Annotated in this window: 11 protein-coding genes; 3 read left to right on the top strand and 8 right to left on the bottom strand. The window is 71.1% G+C overall.

The window, feature by feature from the left end:
- Positions 1 to 19: 19 nt before the first annotated feature.
- The 3 genes from lepB to ACIRQ7_RS30755 form a co-directional block, all read right to left on the bottom strand.
- Positions 20 to 943: a signal peptidase I gene (lepB, locus tag ACIRQ7_RS30765; protein ID WP_404266113.1), complete on the bottom strand. Its 924-nt coding sequence runs from the start codon at positions 941 to 943 to the stop codon at positions 20 to 22.
- Between the two features lie 194 nt (positions 944 to 1137).
- Positions 1138 to 3207 carry a cellulase family glycosylhydrolase gene (locus tag ACIRQ7_RS30760; protein WP_404265890.1) on the bottom strand — a complete coding sequence of 690 codons (2070 nt, stop codon included), beginning with the start codon at positions 3205 to 3207 and terminating at the stop codon, positions 1138 to 1140.
- A 68-nt stretch (positions 3208 to 3275) separates the two neighbouring features.
- Positions 3276 to 4352 carry a GDSL-type esterase/lipase family protein gene (locus ACIRQ7_RS30755; RefSeq protein WP_404265889.1) on the bottom strand — a complete coding sequence of 359 codons (1077 nt, stop codon included), beginning with the start codon at positions 4350 to 4352 and terminating at the stop codon, positions 3276 to 3278.
- Positions 4353 to 5050: 698 nt separating this feature from the next.
- Between ACIRQ7_RS30755 and ACIRQ7_RS30750 the strand changes: the two genes are divergently transcribed.
- Both ACIRQ7_RS30750 and ACIRQ7_RS30745 read left to right on the top strand, forming a co-directional pair.
- Positions 5051 to 7669, top strand: a complete 2619-nt coding sequence (locus tag ACIRQ7_RS30750) for a LuxR C-terminal-related transcriptional regulator (RefSeq protein ID WP_404265888.1) — start codon at positions 5051 to 5053, stop codon at positions 7667 to 7669.
- Between the two features lie 520 nt (positions 7670 to 8189).
- Positions 8190 to 10796 carry a LuxR C-terminal-related transcriptional regulator gene (locus ACIRQ7_RS30745; protein WP_404265887.1) on the top strand — a complete coding sequence of 869 codons (2607 nt, stop codon included), beginning with the start codon at positions 8190 to 8192 and terminating at the stop codon, positions 10794 to 10796.
- 37 nt (positions 10797 to 10833) lie between these two features.
- Here ACIRQ7_RS30745 and ACIRQ7_RS30740 read toward each other — a convergent pair whose 3' ends face one another.
- The 5 genes from ACIRQ7_RS30740 to ACIRQ7_RS30720 all read right to left on the bottom strand — a co-directional run bounded on the left by ACIRQ7_RS30740 (position 10834) and on the right by ACIRQ7_RS30720 (position 16961).
- Entirely contained in the window at positions 10834 to 13554 is a 2721-nt protein-coding gene (locus ACIRQ7_RS30740; protein ID WP_404265886.1) for a LuxR C-terminal-related transcriptional regulator, read from the bottom strand.
- 445 nt (positions 13555 to 13999) lie between these two features.
- Entirely contained in the window at positions 14000 to 14470 is a 471-nt protein-coding gene (locus tag ACIRQ7_RS30735; protein WP_404265885.1) for a DedA family protein, read from the bottom strand.
- Positions 14471 to 14828: 358 nt separating this feature from the next.
- Positions 14829 to 15326 carry a hypothetical protein gene (locus ACIRQ7_RS30730; protein WP_404265884.1) on the bottom strand — a complete coding sequence of 166 codons (498 nt, stop codon included), beginning with the start codon at positions 15324 to 15326 and terminating at the stop codon, positions 14829 to 14831.
- A 79-nt stretch (positions 15327 to 15405) separates the two neighbouring features.
- Entirely contained in the window at positions 15406 to 16128 is a 723-nt protein-coding gene (locus ACIRQ7_RS30725; RefSeq protein WP_404265883.1) for a 4'-phosphopantetheinyl transferase, read from the bottom strand.
- Positions 16125 to 16961, bottom strand: a complete 837-nt coding sequence (locus ACIRQ7_RS30720) for a metallophosphoesterase family protein (RefSeq protein ID WP_404265882.1) — start codon at positions 16959 to 16961, stop codon at positions 16125 to 16127. The genes ACIRQ7_RS30725 and ACIRQ7_RS30720 overlap by 4 nt, the downstream gene beginning before the upstream one ends.
- 447 nt (positions 16962 to 17408) lie before the next feature.
- On the opposite strand from ACIRQ7_RS30720, the gene ACIRQ7_RS30715 reads away from it, so the two are divergent.
- Complete coding sequence (locus ACIRQ7_RS30715; protein ID WP_404265881.1) at positions 17409 to 20156, top strand: AAA family ATPase; 2748 nt, start codon at positions 17409 to 17411, stop codon at positions 20154 to 20156.
- Positions 20157 to 20336 lie beyond the last annotated feature (180 nt).

The following is a 20336-nucleotide window of genomic DNA, read 5'->3' as shown; positions in this document are numbered from 1 at the left end:
CGGCGATCCCGGAACCGCATCACTCCGCTGGAACGCCGGGCCCCGTAGGCGTAGCCGCGCCCGCAGCAGACGTCGAGCAGCGGAGGCGTCTGTTGCGGTTCCACCACACCAGTGGGAGGCCACCGAGCAGGCCCGCTGCTATCGGTGCCACGGCTGCGGCACGGGCTGTGAGGCGTCCGTGCCGGAAGGTGTCCGGGACGGACAGGGCGGCCCAGTGTTCGACCGGCCAGGCAATGACGACGGCGCGGCCGATGACATGGTCGAGGGGCACGAATCCGCCGCCTGGTTGCTGCAGTTGGTGGTGGCGGGAGTCCCAGGAGTTGTTGCGGTGGTCGCCCATCGCCCAGATCCGGCCCTTCGGTACTTTTACCGTGCCGACAGGGTCATCGCCACAGGGGGTGGCGCCCGGGTAGACGTACGGTTCGTGCAGTGGTGCGCCGTTGACCTTGACCGGCCCACTCTTGGTGCATTCCACGGTGTCGCCACCCACGGCGATGACGCGTTTGATCAGGTCGCCCTCGTCCTTCGCGGGCGCCAAGCCGACTAAGCTGAGGGCCTGTTGGGCGGCACGGAGAATCGGGTTCGACTCGGTGGCCTGGTGGTCGGTGAGCCATCCGCCGGGGTCGCGGAAGACGACGACCTCGCCCCTCCTGACCTGGTCGTCGAACCAGGGGGTGAGTTTGTCGACCAGTACCCGGTCCCCCTCTTGCAAGGTGTTCTGCATCGAGGCGGAGGGAATCCGGAATGCCTGCACCAGAAAGGCCTTGGTCCCGAGCGCCAGCAGCAGAGCCGTACCGATGAGGAGGGGCAGTTCCTTGTAAAAGGCGCGTGTCCTGCGAGCGCTGGGTGCTTCACCGCCGGGTGCTCCACTGCCGGACGCGGCCCCAGGAGTTCGGGGCGATCGAGGAGCCGCGTGACGGCGACCTGAGGTCTCTCCCCTCATGCCTTCATGCATCGGCACCCTCCGTCCAAGAAGCCGCCCCACGAGGGCTGCCACGATGAGGACGGCCTTCCTCGCGTTCTCCATGGCCGGACTCCTTGAAGGGGTGGTGGGGTGGTGGCGAGGGTGAGACAGGCGGTGCCCGGTCGGCCGGGGGCGGCCCTGCCGACCGGTGTGCGGCCCGCGTCAACGAGCGGTCAGTGGTCGAGCTTGCCGAGCAACTCGACCGGGTTCTTGTGGTCCTTGAGGATGGCCTGGTTCAGCTGCGCCTGGATTCGCGGCAGTTGGGCGCGGTCGCCGCTGCTCGGGTCGGCAACGACCACCGCGTAGTGCCACGAGTCGTCGGTCTCGCCTGTCTCGGGGTCGTCCCAGACCATGAGCCGGTTGCCGCGCGCGGTCGAGGAGTCCGATCCGGAGTCCTGGGTGAACATGACCTCGTCCGGAGTGCTCTTCGGCGTGGACTGTCCCTGGGCCCCGAAACCGAACTGCGTGGTCTTCTCGGTGACGACCGCGGTGGAGGAGGGGTCGAACCCCGGCGGAAGATAGATTTCGGTCGGTGCGGAGGAGTGCCGGCTCCGCCAGGTGACGAGGGCGAACTTCTTGTCCTGGAAGTAGTGGTCGCCGGTGCCCTGCGGAGCGAGCCCGTACCAGTTGAGCGGCGTCTTCCAGCCGTCCTTGGCCATGTCGTTGTACGTGAAGTTCATCAGGTCGCCCTGTACCGCACGGGGATATACCCGCTCCGCATTGCTCGGGTCGATGGTGAAGGACACCGGCCCGCTGCCCTTGTTCACGACGGAGAAGTTCTCGTCGTTCCAGGCATCGCCCTTGGTGATGACCTTGTCGGGATTGCCGTTCATGGTTTCGTGGTGCTTGTCGTGGTAGATGTCCCAGTGCCATTGGGTACCGGAGATCAGCGGGGTGTAGGGGTCGATGCGGTTCTGACCGTTGACGGTCTTGAACTGGTCGCTCTGTTCCATACCTTGGTAGGTGGCCTTGATGATGCGGTCGGTGTCCTTGGCGCCGATGCCGTTGAGCCACATCCCGTATTCGGAGAGGAACATCGGCATGCCCAGATACCGGGCCTCACTACGGACGTCCTGGAGCTGCGGCAGATAGGTGTTGTTGTCGACTCCGTCGGGGTTGGGGCCCATCCGGCCGGAGTCGTAGAAGTGGCTGTTGAAGACGAAGCCTGGGCCGGGCTTCTCCTTCAGATGATGGCCACCGGTGGCGGGGGCGAAGTTGCCCGCCTGCGAATTCCAGAAGACCAGTGGTTCGGCGAAAGTCTGCGTGGTGCTGAAGCCGGTATCGTCCATCACCTTGCGGACCCGCTTGTAGAACGGCCAGAGGTAGTCGTTGTCGAACTTCGACCAGTGCTTTCCGGCGACGCCGCCGTCGGCGGGTTCGTTGAACGGGTCCACGCCGAGGAAGTGGTCACGGTCCTCGGCATGCAGCTGGGGGCTGAGGTACTGCAGTGCCTGGGACATCTGCCAGAGGAAGGCGTCCTGGACCCGGGTCTGCTCCGGCGGGGTGCCCGCGGGCGGGAAGCCGGCCGGCCCGCCGAGGTCTTTGATGGGGGTGTTCTTCCAAAAACTCCGGTAGGCGCTCCGGATGAGGTCATTGGTCTGCAGATTCTGCGCCCAGTGGGCACAGACGACACCGCAGTACTCCTCGCCTGAGGGGACCGCCCACTTGGGCGCTCCATTGCCCGTATACCAGGAGTTCTTCTGCCACAGATGCCGGGAATACAGGTCCTGATGCCAGTCGAGGAGGACGTAAAGGCCGCGGCTCGTGGCCTCTTTGATCTGTGCGGCGACCTTGTCCAGATAGGCGTGGTCGATGACGCCCGGCTGGGGATTGACGCCTTCCCAGGAGATCAGGAAGCGGACGACGTTGGTTCCGCTGAGGTTGCGCATCTGCTGGAAGGCGGCGGCCGCGTCGGCGGTCGTCTTGAACGGTATGAATCCTGCTTCCGCGATCTTCGTTTCGCCGGAGGTGTTCCAGCCGCGGAGGCTCACCTCGCGCCCGGTGCCGTCCCGGAAGACCTTGTCCTTCGCCGTGGCGGTGCCGCTACCGGTGTTCTGGACGACCGTCTTGTCACCCACGGTGATTTTGGAGAATCCGGGCTGCCACTCGTAGTCCAGGCTGTGGTGGATGTCTGTCGCCCGCGCGCTGGTGGATCCGACCATCGCGGTGACGACACCCAGGACTGCGGTGAGGACAATCGGGGTGCGTTTGGCGCGGTGGCCGGGACGCTTTTCCTTGATCATGCTGATGCCTTGTCTGGTGTTCCGTGCCGAGGCGGCTTGTATGAAGTGCGAAGCGGGACTGCGGAAGGTCAGCCGGCGGTGAGGGTCATACCGTCATAGCCCTGACCGGGGGTGTTGTGGCATTTCCAGGTGCCGCCGCCGGCGTTCCAGAGACGGCCCAGGCACCTGCCGAGCGCGATCTGGCCATAGGCGTTGGGATGCAGGGATTCCCTGAGTTCCCCCTGGAACGCGCCCGTGTTGAAGTAGCGGGCCCAGTCACTCGTGACGGCGGACGGCTTGTGGGTGGCGTCAGCCATCTGCGTGCTCCTGGAGCAGACCTCACGCCCCTGCAGGGCGTCGCTGAGGTCGAGGAAGTCGGTGCCGTTGGCCCGCGCCACCGACGCGAGTCCGGCGGTGAGGCGCGGCATCAGGTCGTCCCGTGCCCAGTTGAGGTCGGCGTCGTACATCGGGCAGCCCTCGTACGTACGGGGTCCGCCCTCCGCGTAGCGGTTCTCCGACCCGCGCGGCAGGGGGGACGGGTAGGACTGCAGGACCAGCCGGTAGTCGGAGATGCCGTATCCGGCCGCTGACATCGTGGCGCGGACTTCCTTGACCGACGTGTCGACCGCGGCCATCGCGGCGGCGAAGCGGGACTGGACCTCGTCCTGCTGGGCGGTGTGGCAGGTTCCGGTCGCGCCCATGTAACTGGTCATGCATGCCTGCAAGATGTCGCCGAATCCGATGTCGTTGCCGCCGATCGACAGTGCCACCAGCCGGACCTGATGGGTGGCGGCCACCTCGGCCAGGGAGTCGGCCTGCGGCCGCTCGCCTTCGAGTGGCAGGCCGCCGTGCGAGGTGCGCCAGAGGTTGCGGGACTCGGCTCCCGAGCAGGCGAGATTGATGGCCCGGTCCACGGGAATCCGGGTGCCGGCGATCTCGGCGACATCCGAGCGGAAGCAGCCGCCGTTCGTGTTCCCGTAGACCTTGCTCGCGTCGTAGCCACCGGTGACCGCGGCGCGGTCGGTTCCGCTGCGGTCACCGAAGGGATCGTCGCTGTTTCCCCGCCACCGGCCGGCGTTGCCGGCGATGTAGCTGTCGCCGAGCGAGACGACGGCGGTCGGTCCTGCGGGGAGGGCGTGGGCTTCACCAGGCGCCAGACAGGTCACGGCGGCGGCCGTGAGCAGTGCGGCAAGCGCGAGGGGGGCGAAGGAATGACTTCGGGCAGGTGGCAACGGAGGGCCTTCGGACTGGGAGGGGAGGGGGCGAAGGGCACACGGGCCGGTGGCGGTGAACGGACGCGGACCGAGCCGTCATCGGTGAGGATTCCGGTACGGGCCGGGACCGTGGCGAGACCCAGCATCACCCCGGGTGGCTGTTCTTGGCTGAGCAAGACCTACTCAATGGACGGCCGCCGGGTGCGGATACGGTCGCGGCGGATGGGCGGTGGGGAGACTCACCACTCACGCGTGGTTCGGGCCGGGCCCGGGGCGGTACAGGTGGGCGGCGGACCCGCTGCGCTGCGCGCCCCCAACGGGCCGCCCGTCGTCGTCCGGCCGGGCGTTCGGCAGTGGGTATGTGCGCCGAGTTGAGTAATCGCTGCCCTGGTGGGCCGCCGGCCTGGCACCGAAACTGGCCGGGACCGAGAAGATCACCTTCACCACGCCCAGCTTGCCCCCCCGGCATCCACGCCTCGCTCCCGCGCGCGGCGGGCCCGCACTGCCCGGGAACCGGCCTCGTCCGGTGCGCGACGACCACGTACCGCGCGAGCGCGTCACGTCCCACCCGCCACCTTGGGCGGGGCGGCCGACCCGGCAGCATGCGCCGCCCGTACCGCCGCAGGCACGATCCGCCAGCACAGGAACCCATGGAACACAGACAGCTCCCCCTGCTCCCGTCGGCGACGGGACACCACCCGACTCTCGCCATCGGCTCACCCTTCGTCGGCCGGATCGGTGAACTGGAGCAGATCCGCCGGGTACTGCTGTCCCGCCAGGGCCCGGGTGGCGTGCTGGTCACCGGGCCGCCCGGCATCGGCAGGACCCGCCTGCTGCACGAGGCGCGGGCCCTCGCGCCCCACCGGCGGTGGGTCAGCCTGCATCCGCGGGCCGAGACCGCCGTTGACGGCCCCCGCCGCTCTCCGGCGACGGGCCGGTCCCTCGTCGAAATCGCCCGGCTGGTGGAGGACACCACGACCGACGCCTGGTTGCTGAACGTCGACGATGTGCATCTGCTCGCCCCGGACCTGTGGCCGCTGCTGCACCAGGCCGCCCGGCATCCGACGGGCAAGCTGCTGGTCTCGGCAACCACCGATCGGCTCGGGCCGGCGCCGGAGATCCAGGCGCTGTGGAGCGACCGGTCACTGGTGCGCATGGACCTGCAGCCGCTGGACGCCGCCGGCGTCAAGGAACTGACCGACTCCCTGCTGGAGGGCGGCCTGGGGCAGACCAGCGCCGCGCGGCTGGCCCAGGCGTGCGGTGGTAACCCGCGGCTGCTGCACGAGGTGGCCCGCGCGGCCGTCGAACAGCGGCTGCTGGTGCGGTCGGAGGGCTGCTGGCACTTCTTCGGCGAGCAGCTTCCGGTGCCGCCCTCCGTGCTGGAACTGGTCGATCCGCAGCTGAGGGATCTCGACGAGACCTCCCGTGCGGTGCTGGAACTGGTGGCGCTGGCCGGCAGTCCGCACCTGTCATCCGTCGAACGGTTCTGTGACGCCCGGCAGTTGGAGGAGTTGGAGCGGCGGAACCTGCTGCGCATCGTGGACGGCGGCGCCGAGGGAACCGGCGAACCACGGGTGTGCATCGGCCACCCGATGGCGTCGTACGCGTTGTCGTGCGGCCTGCCCCCGCTACGCCGCCGCCGTCGGCTGCGGGACTGGCTGGCCGCCCACCACGGACCGGCCGCGCTGATGACCGACGACAACTGCCGTCGCCTGGCCGAATGGCACCTGGACGCCCACGAAACGCCGCCGCGGGCCCTGCTGGAACGGGCGATCGAGCAGAGCCTGCGGGACCTGGCGCTCCCGAGCGCCGTGCGGCTGAGCCGGGCCGCCTGGCAGAACCATCCGGACGAGGACACAGCCGAGCTGCACGCACGGGCGCTCACCGCCAGTGCCGACTTCCCCCGGCTGGCGGAGTTCATCACGGCGGTGCGCGGCTGTGGCCCGGGGTTCGCCCGTGCGCTGGAGCGGGCCGAGGCACGCGGCATGCTGCTCCAGGCCGGGTACGAGGAGCTGGAACGGGTGTTGCCCCGGCTGCCGGCCGGCGAACAGCGCTACTTCCGCATGGCCGCGCGGTACTTCCAGGGCGGGTTCTCCGACGCGTACGCGTTGGCGGAGGCGCTGCGCCGAGACGGACCGGCCGGCCACGCGCTGGAGGCAGGTCTGATCATGATGGGGTCGCTGTGCCACATGGGCCTGCCCGAGCAGGCACTGTGCCTTTACGCCACGCTGCGGGCAGAGATGGACCAGGCACCGGGCGGGCCCGCGAAGTTCCACGCGGATTCGCTGGAGGAGCTGCACGCCTCCGCGCTCCACTACTGCGGTCGCTTCGACGAGGCGGAGCGGATCTATTGGCAGGAATACGCGCACGCCGTGCAGAACCACCATGTCCGCATCGACGCGCAGCGGGGTCTGGCCCTGGGACACCTGCTGCACGACCGGGGCACCATCGAAGCCGCCCTGAAGTGCTTCACCTTCACGTCGAGTTATCGCGTCGGGTGGCGGCAGTGGCAGGCCAAGGCCGGCATCCACGCGGCTCTTGCGATCAGCTGTCTGCCGGCGGACCGGCGGCCGGACAATCCGCTCCCCGACGGACTGGCGGCGAAGGAGGCCGGAAACTGCGCGATGTTCCTGGCGGTGGTGGAGGCACGGAAGCGCCACGAGAGCGGGGACACCGAGGTGGCCACGCGCATACTGCACGACGCGGTGACGGCGGCCGTGGCGGACGGCGCACATGCCGACGCCGCCATCGGGCTGCACGAGTGCGCGCGGCTGTCCCTGCAGGGCCCGGAGCCGGCGCCCGGCACCCTGCACCTGGAGGGCGCGTTTCTGCGGGCCCGGCTGGCCTATGCGGAGGCGTACCGGTCCCGCGAACCCAAGCTCATGGGACGGGTGGCGAGAGCCTTCGCGGACATGGGGGCCGACTTATACGCGGCCGAGGCGTATGCCGAACTCGCGCGTTTTCTCCGTCATGCCGGGGGCGTCAAGGCGGCCACCGCGGCCACCGCGAGGGCACGCGAGTTGTTGCGCGGATGCGGTCCGGTCGATACTCCGCCACTGCGCTTCCTCGGCGGGGCGGCGCTCCTGTCGGACCGGGAGCGGCTGATCGCGGGCCTCGCGGCGGGCGGGATGGCGGACAAGGAGATCGCCGAGCGGCTGTGCCTGTCGGCGCGCACCGTCAGCAACACCCTCTACCGGATCTACCGCAAGGTCGGTGCCGAGAACCGCCGCGAGCTACGGGTGTTGATGACACAGCGGACCGGCGCGTGAGGGCACCTCCCGGGGGGATGCTCCGGCAGCGTCCGGCCCGGTCGCGCCTGCGCGTCGGTGCGTCTCACCTGCTCGCTGCCGGCGCAGGCACGCACCGCGGCGGCCTCTCGCGCGTCGCCGTGACGTTGCGGTCGGTGGCCCTTCGTGTGGCCCGTCGCGCGGCGTCGGGGCGCTGATCGGCGCACTTGGCAGCGCGTTTCGGAGATCGCCCGGCCGGGCGTCGTCGCGCAGCGCCAGGGACGGCAGCCGCCGTGTCCGGGCGCCGGAAGTCCCGTACGGGAGTGCCTACGAGGTGCTGGATCTCGACCGGAGAGGCCCGCATCCGCGGGACCGGTCCTGCGGCCGCATCCGTCATCCGGCCGCGCACGCACGTTGACGGGCCGCGGGCTCGTGGGGAACGCTACGCATGGCTGGTTCAGTGGCTCAGCCAATGGGCCTCTGTAGTGACGCACCGCCGCAGCGCGTCACCGGCACCTCGCCCGCCGGCAGCCCGCCACCGACAACGTGCAGGAAGCACCCGATGAACACCACGAGTCCGGTCGGCCGACCCCGGCCGGAAAGCCCCTGGCCGCTGCTCGGCCGCGACGCGGAGCTGGCCGAGGCGGCCCGCGCGCTGCGTGACCCGCTCGGCAGCGGTGTGCTGGTGGCCGGGGAGTGCGGCACCGGGCGCAGCAGGCTGGCGTACGAGTGCTGGCGGCAGGCCGGGCGCCGGGGCCATCCGGAACTGCGCGTCATCGCGACGCCCGCCGCCCGCTCCGTGCCGCTCGGCGCCCTCGCCCACCTGCTGCGCCCCGGTCTCGACGGCGCCCCGCCCGCCCTGAGCGCCACCGGCCGGACTTCCGGGCGGCGGCCCGTACTCCTCGTGGACGACGCCCACCACCTGGACCCGGCATCGATCCGTCTGCTCACCTCCTGGCTGCGCACCCGCCGGGTCGCGCTGATCGCCACCGCCGACGCCACGCGCTCTCCGGCATGGCCGGACCGCCCGCTGCACCGTGTCCTGCTGCGAGCCCTGCCGCAGGAGGTGGTGGCCGACCTGGTGGAGCGGACGCTGGGTGGGGCCGTGGAGCGCAGAGCGGTCCGCATGCTGCACCAGGCGAGCGGCGGGCGGCCGCGCGATCTGCGGGAACTGGTGGAGGGCGCGGTGCGGGACCGGGCGCTGGTGCCCGAGGGGGACCTGTGGCGCCTGGTCGGCCCCCTTTTGCCAACCCCGCGACTGCGGGCGTTGATCGAGGCCCGGCTGCGTCACCTCGACACCGAACGCCTCGGTCTCCTCGAACGGTTGGCGGTGTGCGGGCGGCTCCCCCTGGACCCGCCGCTGCGCGCGAAGGCGCACTCCCTGGCGGCCGAGGGCTGGGTACGCATCGTCGAGGAGGGACAACACACCTGCGCCGAACTGGAAGGACCGCTCTACGGGGACGTGCTGCGCACGGCCCTTCCCGTACAGCGGTCCCGCCGGATCCTGCGGGACCAGGCCCTGCGTGCGCAGGGGCGGGACACCGGCCCCGAGGGCCTGCTGCGATCGGTGCGCTGGCGCATCGAGGCCGCCGACCGGGTGGACCCGGACGAGGTGGAGCGCGCGCTCGTGCTGGCCCGCCGGGCCCAGGACCACACGGTCGCGTTGCGGCTGGCACAGGAGTTGGTGCGGCTGCGCCCCTGCCCCCGGTCCCTGCTCCTGCTCGCCGAGGAACTGTACGAAGGCGGGGAGCCGCAGGAGGCGGAGCGAACGGTGCGGCGGGCGCTGGACGAGTCCACCGAGGACGACGAACGGCTGCCGGCAGTGCTGCTGCACACCCAGAGCCTGGCGTTCGGGCTGCTACGGATGGACGAGGCCTTCGCGCTCAACGCGACGGCCCGGCAGGCGTTCGCCGGTCACCCGGACGAACCGGTCCTGGGCGCGCACGAGTCCGTGCTGTGGAGCCTGGCGGGAGATGTGGGCCGGGCGGAGCGGGTATGGCGGGCGGTGGAGCCGGAGCCGGGCTCGCGGGCCGACGTGATCGCGGCGGTGCCCCGCGTGTACTGCCTGGCCGAATCGGGCCGAACCGGCGATGCGGTGCGGGCCGCCCGACTGTCGCGGGCCGGCCGTCCGCCGTGCGCCGCCGCCGACACCGTGGTGCATCCGGCGATGCTGGTGGGCGCCGAGGCCCGCGCGCTGGCCGAGGCCGGATCCCTGGCCACTGCGGAGGAACTGGCCCGGCAGGGATACGACCTGGCGGTGGACGCTCGCGCAGGCAGCGCCCAGACCTGGCTGGCGGAGCACGTGGGATGGATCTGCTACCTGCGGGGTCGGCTGCACGAGTCCCGGATCTGGTACGCCAGCACCCTCGCGCACGCCCGGGAGGTGGGGCTGCGCTCCGGCGAGTGGGTGGGCCTGTGCGGTCAGGCGCTGGCCGCGGCGGTCTGCGGCGACGCCGACCGTGCCGCCACGTGGTGGGACGAAGCGCAGTCGCTGCGTCCGGGCCACTGGTGGCGCCCGGAAGCGTCCTTGGTCACCGTCTGGCTGGCGGCGGCGACCGGTCGATTGGTGCAGGCCCGAGGCGTGGCGCTGGACGCGGCGGAGGTGGCCGGCCGGCGCGGTCTGCGCACCGCGCAGTCACACCTGTTGTGCGACGCGGCGCGGCTGGGCGCGGCGGCGGAGACCGAGCGGCCCCTACGGGAGCTGGCCGCGGGCTCCGACAGCGCGCTGGTCGCCGCCCGCGCCGACCTCGCGCGGGCGCTGGCATCCGGGCGGGCGGACCGGCTGGAACGGTCCGCCCGGCAACTGGCCTCCCTGGGGGCCACGCTCCTCGCGGCGGAAAGCTGGACCGCCGCCGCCACCGCGCACGTCCGGGCAGGCGCCAACGGCTCCGCGCAGGCCGCGCAGGCGCATGCCCTCGCGGTCCTGGGCAGGGGATCAGGCGCCCGCACACCAGGGCTGGTGCCGGCGTCGATGCGGTGCCGGCTGACCGCGCGCGAACTCCAGGTGGCCCTGGCCGCGGCGAGCGGACTCGGCAACAAGGAGATCGCCGGGCACCTGTCCATGGCGGTGCGCACCGTGGGCAACCACCTGCAACGGGTCTACTCCAAGCTGGAGATCGCGAACCGGACGGCGCTGCACGAGGCGCTCCGGCCGCCCGCCGTACGGTGAACGGCGTCTGGCGTCCCGACCGCGGAGGGCGGCACAACTACCCCAAGGCGCGGGCGAGTTCCTGACGGGACACGACGCCGAGCTTGCCGTAGATCCGCTGCAGATGGTTGTCGACGGTGCGCACCGAGAGCACCAGCCGGGTGGCGATCTCCTGACTGGACAGCCCATCGGCGGCGAGCCGCGCCACGTGCCGCTCCCGGTCCGTGAGAGGGCGGACGGCCGTGGCGGGCAGGCGCGGAGCGGTGACCTGGTCCGCGCCGCAGCGGTCCAGCAGCCGTCGGGCCAGCACGGCGGCTGCCGCGGCGGCGCGTGGGTCGCCGGCCCGCCCGGCGGCGGCCGACGCCTCGGTGGCGGCCTCGGCTCCTGGCATATCGGCGTGCAACTGCCCGCACCGCTGCGCCACCTCGTACAGCTCCCCATGGTCGCCGTCCGTGAGCGCCGCGGCCAGCCGAGCCCTGACGGCGGTGAGGGGGCTGTCGCTGCCGGCGGACAGTTCCGCCAGCCTGCCGCGCACTTCTGCCGCCGCACCCAAGCGCGCGGCGTCTCCCAGAAGCCAGCTCTCGTAGGAGGACATGCCCGCTTCGCGAGCCTGCCCGGCCGCCGCGGCGAGCACCCGCTGCGCCTCTTCGGCCGCGCCGCTCACCGCGCTCCTCCAGGCGGTCGCGAGCTGCCGCATCATCAAGGACGCCTGCTGACGCTCGGTCTCCGGCCCCCGGAGTTGCGCCAGTTCGGCATCCGCCCGGTCGACCCGGCCCGTCTGCGCCAGCACGACGGCAAGTCCGGCCCCCGCGAAGGTCACCGCCCGCCGTACGCGGTGGCCGCGCGCCAGGCCCAGGGCCTCGACGAACCAGTCGTGCGCGGGCCCGAGGTGCCCGGCGATCAGTTCACAGCGGCCCAGGTGCGCGGCGAGCCAGATCTGTGGCGCCAGTGCTCTTGCGCCCACGGCCTGGGCGAACGCGGCCCGGCCCACGTCGCGCGCCTCCTGGGCGCGCCCGGCATCCGTAAGCGCGGCGATGCGGTAGATGGCGGGTCCGCTGGCGTGGGAGGAGGGGCTGCCCGGCCGCTGCTCGCCCTCGGCGGCGGTCAGCTCCTCGTGCACCCCCCGGGCCAGCTCCGCCGCCTCGCCGCCGCGGTCGGCGTAGGACAGGGCGAGGGAGCGCTGCAACTGCGCCCACATCCGAAGTCTCGGGACGGGGATCGCATCGGCCTCGTCCAGGAGTCGCAGAGCGTCGGGCACCCGACCGCTGTAGAGCCGGTAGGCGGCCTCGTTGACGCGCAGCACCTGCCGGCCGCTCACCTCCAGCCGGGCGGCGGCCCGGGTGTTGACGTCCAGGGCACGCGCGGTGTCACCCAGGCCCCAGTAGAGGTTCTGGGTGCGCTCCATGGCGACCGTCAGGACGTTCTCGTCCCCCTCGGCCAGACGCTCCGCGGCGCTCAGGCACTCCTCCGCCGCATCCCAGCGGCCGGTGTGATGGTGGGCCTCGCCGCGCAGCAGCCAGACCTCCAAGGTGGCGTCCACTTCCGCGATGCCCGCGAGCAGGTCGACGACCGTCGGGTAGTCCCGTACGTGCCGTGCCATCCGGGCCGCCGGCAGCAGCGTGTCGAGGCCGACGGGAAGTCCGGCGGCTCGCCGCCAGGAGGCCAGGCGCAGCCCGTCCTCCCGGCGGCGAGCGCCCAGTGCGGCGAGGCGGGAGGCCTGTTCGCGGTAGATCTCGCGGCGCCGCCCGGGGGAAATGCCGCTGCGTATCACCTGGCTGTACAGGGGGTGGTCCAGCGTGCACACGATGCGCTGTCCGTTGATGTGGACGCGCACCAGCCCCTGCTCCTCCAGCGCTTCGGTGTCGTCGGTGTGGCCGCAGCTCTGGAGGACGTCCAGGGGCAGCGGTTCGCACAGGGCGAGAAGTTCGAGCAGCCGGTGCTGGCTGCCGGTGCGGTTTTCGAGCCGGTTGCGGACGATCGAGGTCAGCCGGCGGGTCCCGGCAAGCCTGCCGGTCAGGCGCCACAGCCCTGCCTCCCGCACCAGAACGCCGGACGTGAAGGCGCCGACGGCCAACTCGCGCAGCACCAGTGCGTTGCCCCGCGAAGCCTGCGCCAGCGTGCTCAGCGAGACATGTTCCACCGGACCGCCGAGGAAGCCGCGGACGAGATCGGCGACCTCGGTCTCGGCGAAGGCGGCCACGTCCATCCGCCGGGTGCTCTCCTCGTGCTCGAAGGACTCCACCACGTCCGACGGCGGGCCCGGGGTGCGTACGGTGCCCACCACGAAGACCGAGCCGGTCCGGGCCAGGTGGCCGAGCAGCACGGCAGAGGCGTTGTCCAGCAGCTGGAGGTCGTCGACCAGCACCACGGTGCGCCGGGGCCGCCCGCCCGCAGGGCGCGGGGTGAAGGCCTGCGCCGCGGCATGGAATGTCAGCACCGGGTCGTGTACCGGCGCGTCCGGCGGCAGCAGGTGCCCGAGGGCACCGAGTGGCAGTGCGGTGCCGGTCGGGGTGGCGGCCGTGCGTTCGGTGCGGTGCCCGCGCCGTTCCGCCCGGCTCAGGCATTCCTCCGCGAGCCGGGTCTTGCCGACGCCGGCCGGGCCGTGCACGAGCAGGGCGGTCACCGCGTCGTTGTCGAGATACGTCTCGAACGCGGCCAGCTCGTCGTCCCGGGCCGCGAAGGGCCACCGGTAGCGCTGGTCGGCGCCCGGCGCGGCAGCCCCGTCGTGGTCGTCGGCCGTGTCGCCGTTCGGACCCGAGGTTGACCGGCCGGACGTCACGCGCTGCTCCTTGCCTTCGTTCCGTGGCACCCGCCACCCGGATGTGCCGACCGGCTGGGGGATCGGCCCGTCTCGTCCCATCATGCGGTCTGCCGTCGCCGGGCGAATGAGTAGCCAATGCTCATACCGAGCCGAGCCGAGCAGTGCGGGCAGAGTCGAGCAGTGCCAGGCCACGGGGGAGCGCGCCGCCGCGCCGGCCGGGCTCGAAGCGTGTGATCACGCAAGGATCGCGACGCTCGGGGGAGCTAGTGGTGATGACCCGGCGCTCTGGCTGGGCCATGGTGGGCCCGAGTACTGCGGTGCGGGTTGGTCGCGCGCGTCACTCGCCGGTTCAGGGCACCCGCCGCTCACCCAGGCCGTGGTGTGCCCGCCGACCGATACAAGATCGAAGCCCCGCTACGAACGGGCCCGCTCGCCGCCGGGGCCCGGACCACCCGGGTCCGCGTCAGGATTCGTCGGCCGCGGTGTCGCGGTGGGCCGGGCGAGCACTTCTGCGCCGGTACACCACCACGCCGCACACAGCGAGGAGGAGACCGGCGACCGCGGACACACCGAGCACCGTCTCCTCGGCGAACAGCTTGGCCAGCAGTTCCAGTGCGCCGATCCCGACCGTCGCGTAGGCCAGCGCCCAGGCCGCTCCCCCCAGGAAGAGCGCCGGGAGGTAGCGGGGCAGCGGCATACGCATACTCCCCGCGAGGAAATTGGCAGCGGTCTGGAAACCGACGGTCAGGAAAGAGACCGCCACAACCGGTGCGCCCCACCGCTGGATCGCCCGTTCGGCGTTCCGGAACTTTGCGGACGAGGTCCGCTTCGCGAGCCTGCCGCGTCTGGCGCCTGCCCCGGCGAGCCAGCCGAGGGCGAATGTCCCTCCGGCTCGTAGCAGGACGATGGCGTAGAGACCGGCGGCCGTGAGCATGACCTTATCCACGATGCCTCGCTCTCGAACCCTGGCCTCCGTCGCGAGGCACTTCTCCCGGCACCCGGCGTCGCGGTCCTTGCTGTAGCGGGCTCGCAACGGGCAGGAAGCTGGTCTCCATACCTCACCTGATCCACATTTCTGCTGGTCGGTCCCTGCATTCGTGCCCAGGCGACGCCGGTTTCCCAGCGCGCAGAATACTGCTGCACCCAGAGCCGTGCGGATACGGCCCCCCTGTCCAGGAGCCCGACGCATCCAGGCTAAGCGAACATGTGTGCCCTCCATGCTGTCTCGGACATTCCGGGGCGTGCCGGGAACGGTCCCTCCTCCAGGATCGGGGCGATGGGGTTCGCCATCACTACCCCGCTCGCTTCGAGATCAGTTTGAACAGCCACTTCCGGAAGCGGGTGTCGAGCGGAGTCAGGGCGGTGGTCACCATGATCAGCAGGAGCATGCCCATCGTGTGCCAGTAGGGCACGTGGTCGTTCAGGTAGGCGGAGTGGGGGGTGATGGTGAAGTAGCCGATGGCCATCAGCAGAGCGACGGCGGTGAGCACGGCCAGGACGTAGGCCGGTGGTCGGTTGCGGGCCCCGGTGGTGCCGTATCCGAGCAGAGCGGCTCCGCGCGGGGTCCTGGAGGCGATTCCGTGGGCCCAGAGGACGGCGGTCACCATCAGGACGGGGGTCGACCCCGGATCGTCGAACACGTCGTAAGACGCACCGAACGCCAGCCCCACCAGAGCCAATGCGACCTTCACCCGCAGCGGCTCCTGACGCGCCGTCAACGCCGCACCCTGGTACTCCCGCGCTTCCCGCAGAGCCAGAGCAGCCCGCTCCGCACTCGGTCGATCCGTCATATGCGCTCCTGTAGTGCCGTAAGGGATATCCCTTGCCTTCTGGCTGTGTGGTGGTCCACGCATTTGGGGAACTTGCGGCTCACCGGCCGGCCGCCGGCACGGTGACAGCAGCCACTACCAGGCTCTCCGTTGCCAGCCACTGCCCGGAGAACCCGGTCACCGGCCGACCGAAGAGCTCCGGTCCGGGACGCAGGAGCCGGGCCGTGAACGTACGCCGCGACGGATCGACGGTCAGGTGCGCTTCATCGAAGTCCAGCATGCAGTGAGCCAACGGGTACCACGCCTTGTAGACGGTCTCCTTCATGCTGAAGAGCAGGCGGTCCCAGTGCACTTCCGGGCGTACGCGCCGCAGCGTGTGCACCCACATCCGCTCCGCCGGCAGAGACACCGCGTCCAGGACACCGGCCGGCAGGGGCTGGTTGACCTCGGCATCGATACCGAGAGTCGCGATGTCGCAGGTGCGGGCAACCACGGCGGCACGGTATCCGGCGCAGTGGGTGATGCTGCCGATCGCTCCGGACGGCCACCGTGGAGCGCCGCGCGGGTCGGCGAGAATCGGGTCCGTCGGCATCCCGAGCTCGGCCAGCGCGCGGCGGGCGCAGGTACGCCCGGTGGTGAACTCCGCACGACGGCCCGCGACGGACGTACGGATCAGCGCCTGCTCCTCAGGAGGGAGCGGGGTGTCCGTGATGTCCGTTGTGGTCTCGGCGGAGGCGACGGAGTCCGGCAGTATCGCGCGGATCAGTGACGGCCCGTCGGCCGGTGTGCCGGCCGACGGGCCGCGGCCTCCGATGCCGCTCATGACGCCGCCGGAAGGATGCGGCGGGGAACGGTGCGCGGGTGGCCGGGGCGCCGCCATTCACGTGGATAGCCGACCGAGACCTCCTCGAACCGCACACCGTCGTGCCAGGTCGTGCGGGGGATGTGCAAGTGCCCGTAGACCACTGCGGCGGCACGGAACCGTACATGCCAGTCGCGCGTACCTTCGGTGCCGCACCACTGGGCGAACTCCTGGTGTGTCAGGACCCTGGTGGGCTCACGGACCAGTGGGTAGTGGTTCATGAGCACCGTGGGGACATCCGGGTCGCAGGCCGAGAGCCGGCGCTCGGACTCCGCGAGCCGGGCCCGGCACCAGGCCTCACGGCTCGGGTAGGGGTCCGGGTGCAGCAGGAACTCGTCAGAGCAGACGATCCCCGCCTCCTCCGCCTGGGCCAGTGACTGTTCCTTGGTGGCGGCGGTGGAGGTGCGGAAGGAGTAGTCGTACAGCACGAACAGGGGGGCCACGGTGACCGGCCCGTCGGGCCCCTGCCACTGCGCATAGGGATCTTCGGGGGTGAGGACGTCCAGGCGCCGGCACAGGTCGACGATGCGGCGATAGCGCTGCACGCCGCGGTCCTGGACCGGGTCCTCCCTCGGGGTCCACAGGTCGTGGTTGCCGGGCGACCAGATCACTTTGCGGAAGCGGGAGCGCAGAGTTCCCAGTGCCCACTCGATGTCGGCAAACATCTCGCCCACGTCGCCGGCCACCAGCAACCAGTCGTGGTCCGATTCCGGGCGGATTTTCTCAAGTCTGGCTCGGTTTTCGGGAAAGGCGACGTGCAGGTCGCTGATGCCGAGCAGTTGGCCGTGGGACATCAGCCGGTGCGGCCAGGAAGGCGGGAGCGGAGACGGTCCCGCTTGAGTGTGTGGAGAGGTATCACGGCAACAGGCTAGGGCGACCGGTCTCCTTGCGCGTACCCCTATGTTCCTCCCCTCCCGTGCCGCCGTCTTCGTAGGGGTGCCCGGACGTCTCGACGTCTCTGCGTGCGAGATGAGTGATCAATACTCATGTCCCCACCCTTGTGCGTGGGGAGACTGTGGAACAGGGGAGGCGCTCGAGCGCGGACCCCCGGGACGGTGCGGCGCCATCTCGACCCATACCCCAGGGCGCGGGGGGATGTGAGCGGAATCCGATCACGGACAGCCGCGAGGTGAACCCCCCTTCGGGTTCGGAAGGTTGTCCGCACCCAGTTCAGCAGCATCAGCAACGCCCTGCCCGCCCCACGGTGTGTGGCGGATTTCATGGAGGAGTGACTGCCGAAAATGGCAGAGAAGAACGATGGCGGGGCGCCGGGTGCGTCGGTCGGCAGAGGCCAACAATTGAGGGAACTCAAGGACACGTTCTCTCGATGCCTCACCGGCGCCGCAGGTACGGTAATCCTCCAAAGCCCGGCCGGATTCGGCAGGACGGCACTTCTCTCGGAATTTGCGCGATACGCGGAACACTGCCGCGCCACCGTTCTCCGCATCACCGGAACCAAGGACGAGCAGGGAATATCGCTGGCGGGCCTGCGACAGTTGCTCGACGAACCGGCCCTGCCGGCCCGTGTGGCTGAGCCGTTGCGCACCGTATTGGCCGGACGGAACGCCGCCGGGACCACCGATGCGCCCGTCGGCCCGGCGGGCGCACGTGCAGTCCGCCTCGCGCTGCACGACCTTGCCGGACGCGCCCCCGTGGTGATCATGGTGGACGACATGCAGTACGTCGACGGGGCGACGCTGCGCCACCTGCTGGCCGCCGTGTCCTTCGCAGGGGCATCGCCACTGTTGCTCGTGCTGACGGAGTCCGAGCAGGCGCGCCGGGATGATCCGGCGCTGCGCACGCTGTTCCTGCAGCAGCCGAACCTTGTCCGTATGTACCTGCCGCCGCTCCGCCCGCAGGACGTCGCCGAGTTGCTCAACGGGACGCTCGGGCCGACGGAGTCGCAGCGGTGCGCTTCCGCCTGGTGGGCGGTCAGCGGTGGGAACCCGCTTCTTCTCCGGGCTTTGACGGAGGATCACCGCGCCGCCGCGATCGCGCGGCCCCCGGCGTCCTGTGAGCCCCGGGCAGGCGAGGCATTCGTCGCGGCGGTGCGCAGTCTTCTGAAGCGTTCGGGGCCGCTCGCGGAGGACCTCTTCAATTGCCTGTCGGTGCTGGGGCGGGCCGCGTCGCCCGAACTGCTGAGCCTCATGCTGGACGTCAGCCGCGGCGCGGTGAACGGGGGCCTGCAGGCACTCGGCGCGATCGGCCTGGTGGACGGCTGCAGGGTCCGCCATCCGTTGGTGCAGTCGACGCTGCTCGACGAATGGGCGCCGCAGGTACGCGCCGCTCTGCACCACCGGGCGGCGGAGCTGCTGCACCGCACGGGCGGCAGCAGCCCGGAGGTTGCCGGGCACCTGCTGGCCGCCGGCCCCTCGGTCCCGTCCGGCCGGTGGGCCGTTGACGTCCTCCGGTGCGCGGCCGAGCAGGTCCTCGCGGGCGACGCACCGCTTGCGGTGCGCTTCCTCCACCTCGCCTGTGCCGCCTGCACCGACCCGGTGCATCGCGTCGAGATCCGGCTCCGGCTCGCGGCCGTGCTGCTGCGGCTGGACCCGTGCGCCGTCGAAGGCCACCTGGTGGAGCCCTTGGCGCTGCTGCACGCCGGGACGCTGCCCGAATCCTGTGCCGGTCCGCTGGCTCGTCTGCTTCTCGCACTCGGGCGGTTCGACGACGCGCGGGGGACCCTGCACCGGTTCGACGGGGCCGGGGAGAACGCGCCCGACACATCCGACGTGTACAGGGTTCTCAACACCTCGCTCTTCCCGGCATCGTTGACGTCGGTGGCTGCCCCTCCGGCGGCACCTGCCGTGTCCCTCCCGGTACGCCGGATCCGCGATGAACCGGCTCTGCTCGTCGCCGAGGGGTCGCTCCAGCTCCTGGCGCTCACCGAGGCGACGTTCGAGCCGGCGGCGACAGCCTTGTCCGCGCTGGTCCGGGGTGACCGGTCGGCCGGGTGCGAAGCATGGTGGGGGTCGCTGACCGGGGAGGCCCGGGGGTGGCAGACGCCAGGGTGGCGGACCATCCTCTCCATGATCCGGGGCGAGATGTTCCTTTGGCAGGGCAGTCTGCACGAGGCGGTGGACTGCGCGGCTGCTTCGCTGGACGGCGTAACGGAGGAGGTCGGGAGCGTGTTCGCTGCGGGAGCCCTGGCCACCCAGATCCTCGCCTACACGGCGATGGGACGGCTGAGCGCCGCGGCCCGCCAGCTCAGTCGCCCCGTGCAGGACAGCGTGTTCCGGAGCGTCTACGGACTGAAGTACTTGCGGGCGCGGGGGCATTACTACCTCGCGACCGGCCGGGCGCACGCCGCGCTGGGGGAATTCCTCACGGCGGGACGACTCGCCCAGCAATGGAAGGTCGACCAGCCCGTGCTCCTGCCCTGGAGCTTGGACGCCGCGGAGGCATGGCTGCGGATCGGCGAGCGCGAGCCCGCCGAGCGCCTGATCAGGAGTCAGCTGACACCGGCGGGTGGTTCCCGCGTCCGGGGGGCCGCCCTGCGCATGCACGCGGCCGTCAGCGAGCCTGCGCTACGGCCCCGAACGCTGGCCCAGGCGGTGGCGGAGCTGGAGAGCTCCGGCGACCGGCTGGAACTGGCCCGTGCGCTGGCCGACCTCGGACGGGCGCACCGCGCGCTGGGCGAGTTCAGCAGAGCCGGCGTGATCACGGACCGGGCGTGGCAGATGGCCAAGGAATGCGGGGCCGAAGCCCTGTGCGAAGCCATCCGTCCGGGGTGCCTCAAAGCGCACGAGCAGTCCCCGCCGGACGACGCCAGGTCCAGCCCGATCTCCCAGCTCAGCGATTCGGAAATGCGAGTGGCCGCCCTCGCGGCACAGGGGTCCACGAATCGAGAGATCGCGGCCGAGCTGTACATCACGGTGAGTACCGTCGAGCAGCACCTCACCCGGGTCTACCGAAAGCTCAATATCCGGGGGCGGCGACAGCTCACGATGAACTTCGCTTTCGGCGCGGAGCACATCAACGTGGCCTCCTGAATCGCTTAACGGAATCAACCGGGTACGGATGGTGACGGGTGCGGCTGTGTCCGCCGACCCCACCCCCCTGTCCTGCCCGGAGAAACCCCTAAAAGAATCTCTGAAGTCGGTTTCGTCTCGCCTGCGTTGATAGTTTCGGTGGTGCCGGCGCAGCTGCTCCGACCTCACTTCCAGCCGGTT

This window comes from Streptomyces sp. NPDC101393 (assembly GCF_044767385.1).
Lineage (GTDB): Bacteria > Actinomycetota > Actinomycetes > Streptomycetales > Streptomycetaceae > Streptomyces.
Note: the sequence above shows the minus strand (reverse complement) of the source record. Positions and strands in the feature narration are given on the sequence as shown.

Excerpts from the sequence above, each read along its gene's own strand:
- lepB (WP_404266113.1), bottom strand. The coding sequence starts at position 943 with ATGAGGGGAGAGACCTCAGGTCGCCGTCACGCGGCTCCTCGATCGCCC.
- ACIRQ7_RS30760 (WP_404265890.1), bottom strand. The coding sequence starts at position 3,207 with ATGATCAAGGAAAAGCGTCCCGGCCACCGCGCCAAACGCACCCCGATT.
- ACIRQ7_RS30750 (WP_404265888.1), top strand. The coding sequence starts at position 5,051 with ATGGAACACAGACAGCTCCCCCTGCTCCCGTCGGCGACGGGACACCAC.
- ACIRQ7_RS30745 (WP_404265887.1), top strand. The coding sequence starts at position 8,190 with ATGAACACCACGAGTCCGGTCGGCCGACCCCGGCCGGAAAGCCCCTGG.
- ACIRQ7_RS30735 (WP_404265885.1), bottom strand. The coding sequence starts at position 14,470 with ATGCTCACGGCCGCCGGTCTCTACGCCATCGTCCTGCTACGAGCCGGA.
- ACIRQ7_RS30730 (WP_404265884.1), bottom strand. The coding sequence starts at position 15,326 with ATGACGGATCGACCGAGTGCGGAGCGGGCTGCTCTGGCTCTGCGGGAA.
- ACIRQ7_RS30725 (WP_404265883.1), bottom strand. The coding sequence starts at position 16,128 with ATGAGCGGCATCGGAGGCCGCGGCCCGTCGGCCGGCACACCGGCCGAC.
- ACIRQ7_RS30720 (WP_404265882.1), bottom strand. The coding sequence starts at position 16,961 with ATGTCCCACGGCCAACTGCTCGGCATCAGCGACCTGCACGTCGCCTTT.
- ACIRQ7_RS30715 (WP_404265881.1), top strand. The coding sequence starts at position 17,409 with ATGGCAGAGAAGAACGATGGCGGGGCGCCGGGTGCGTCGGTCGGCAGA.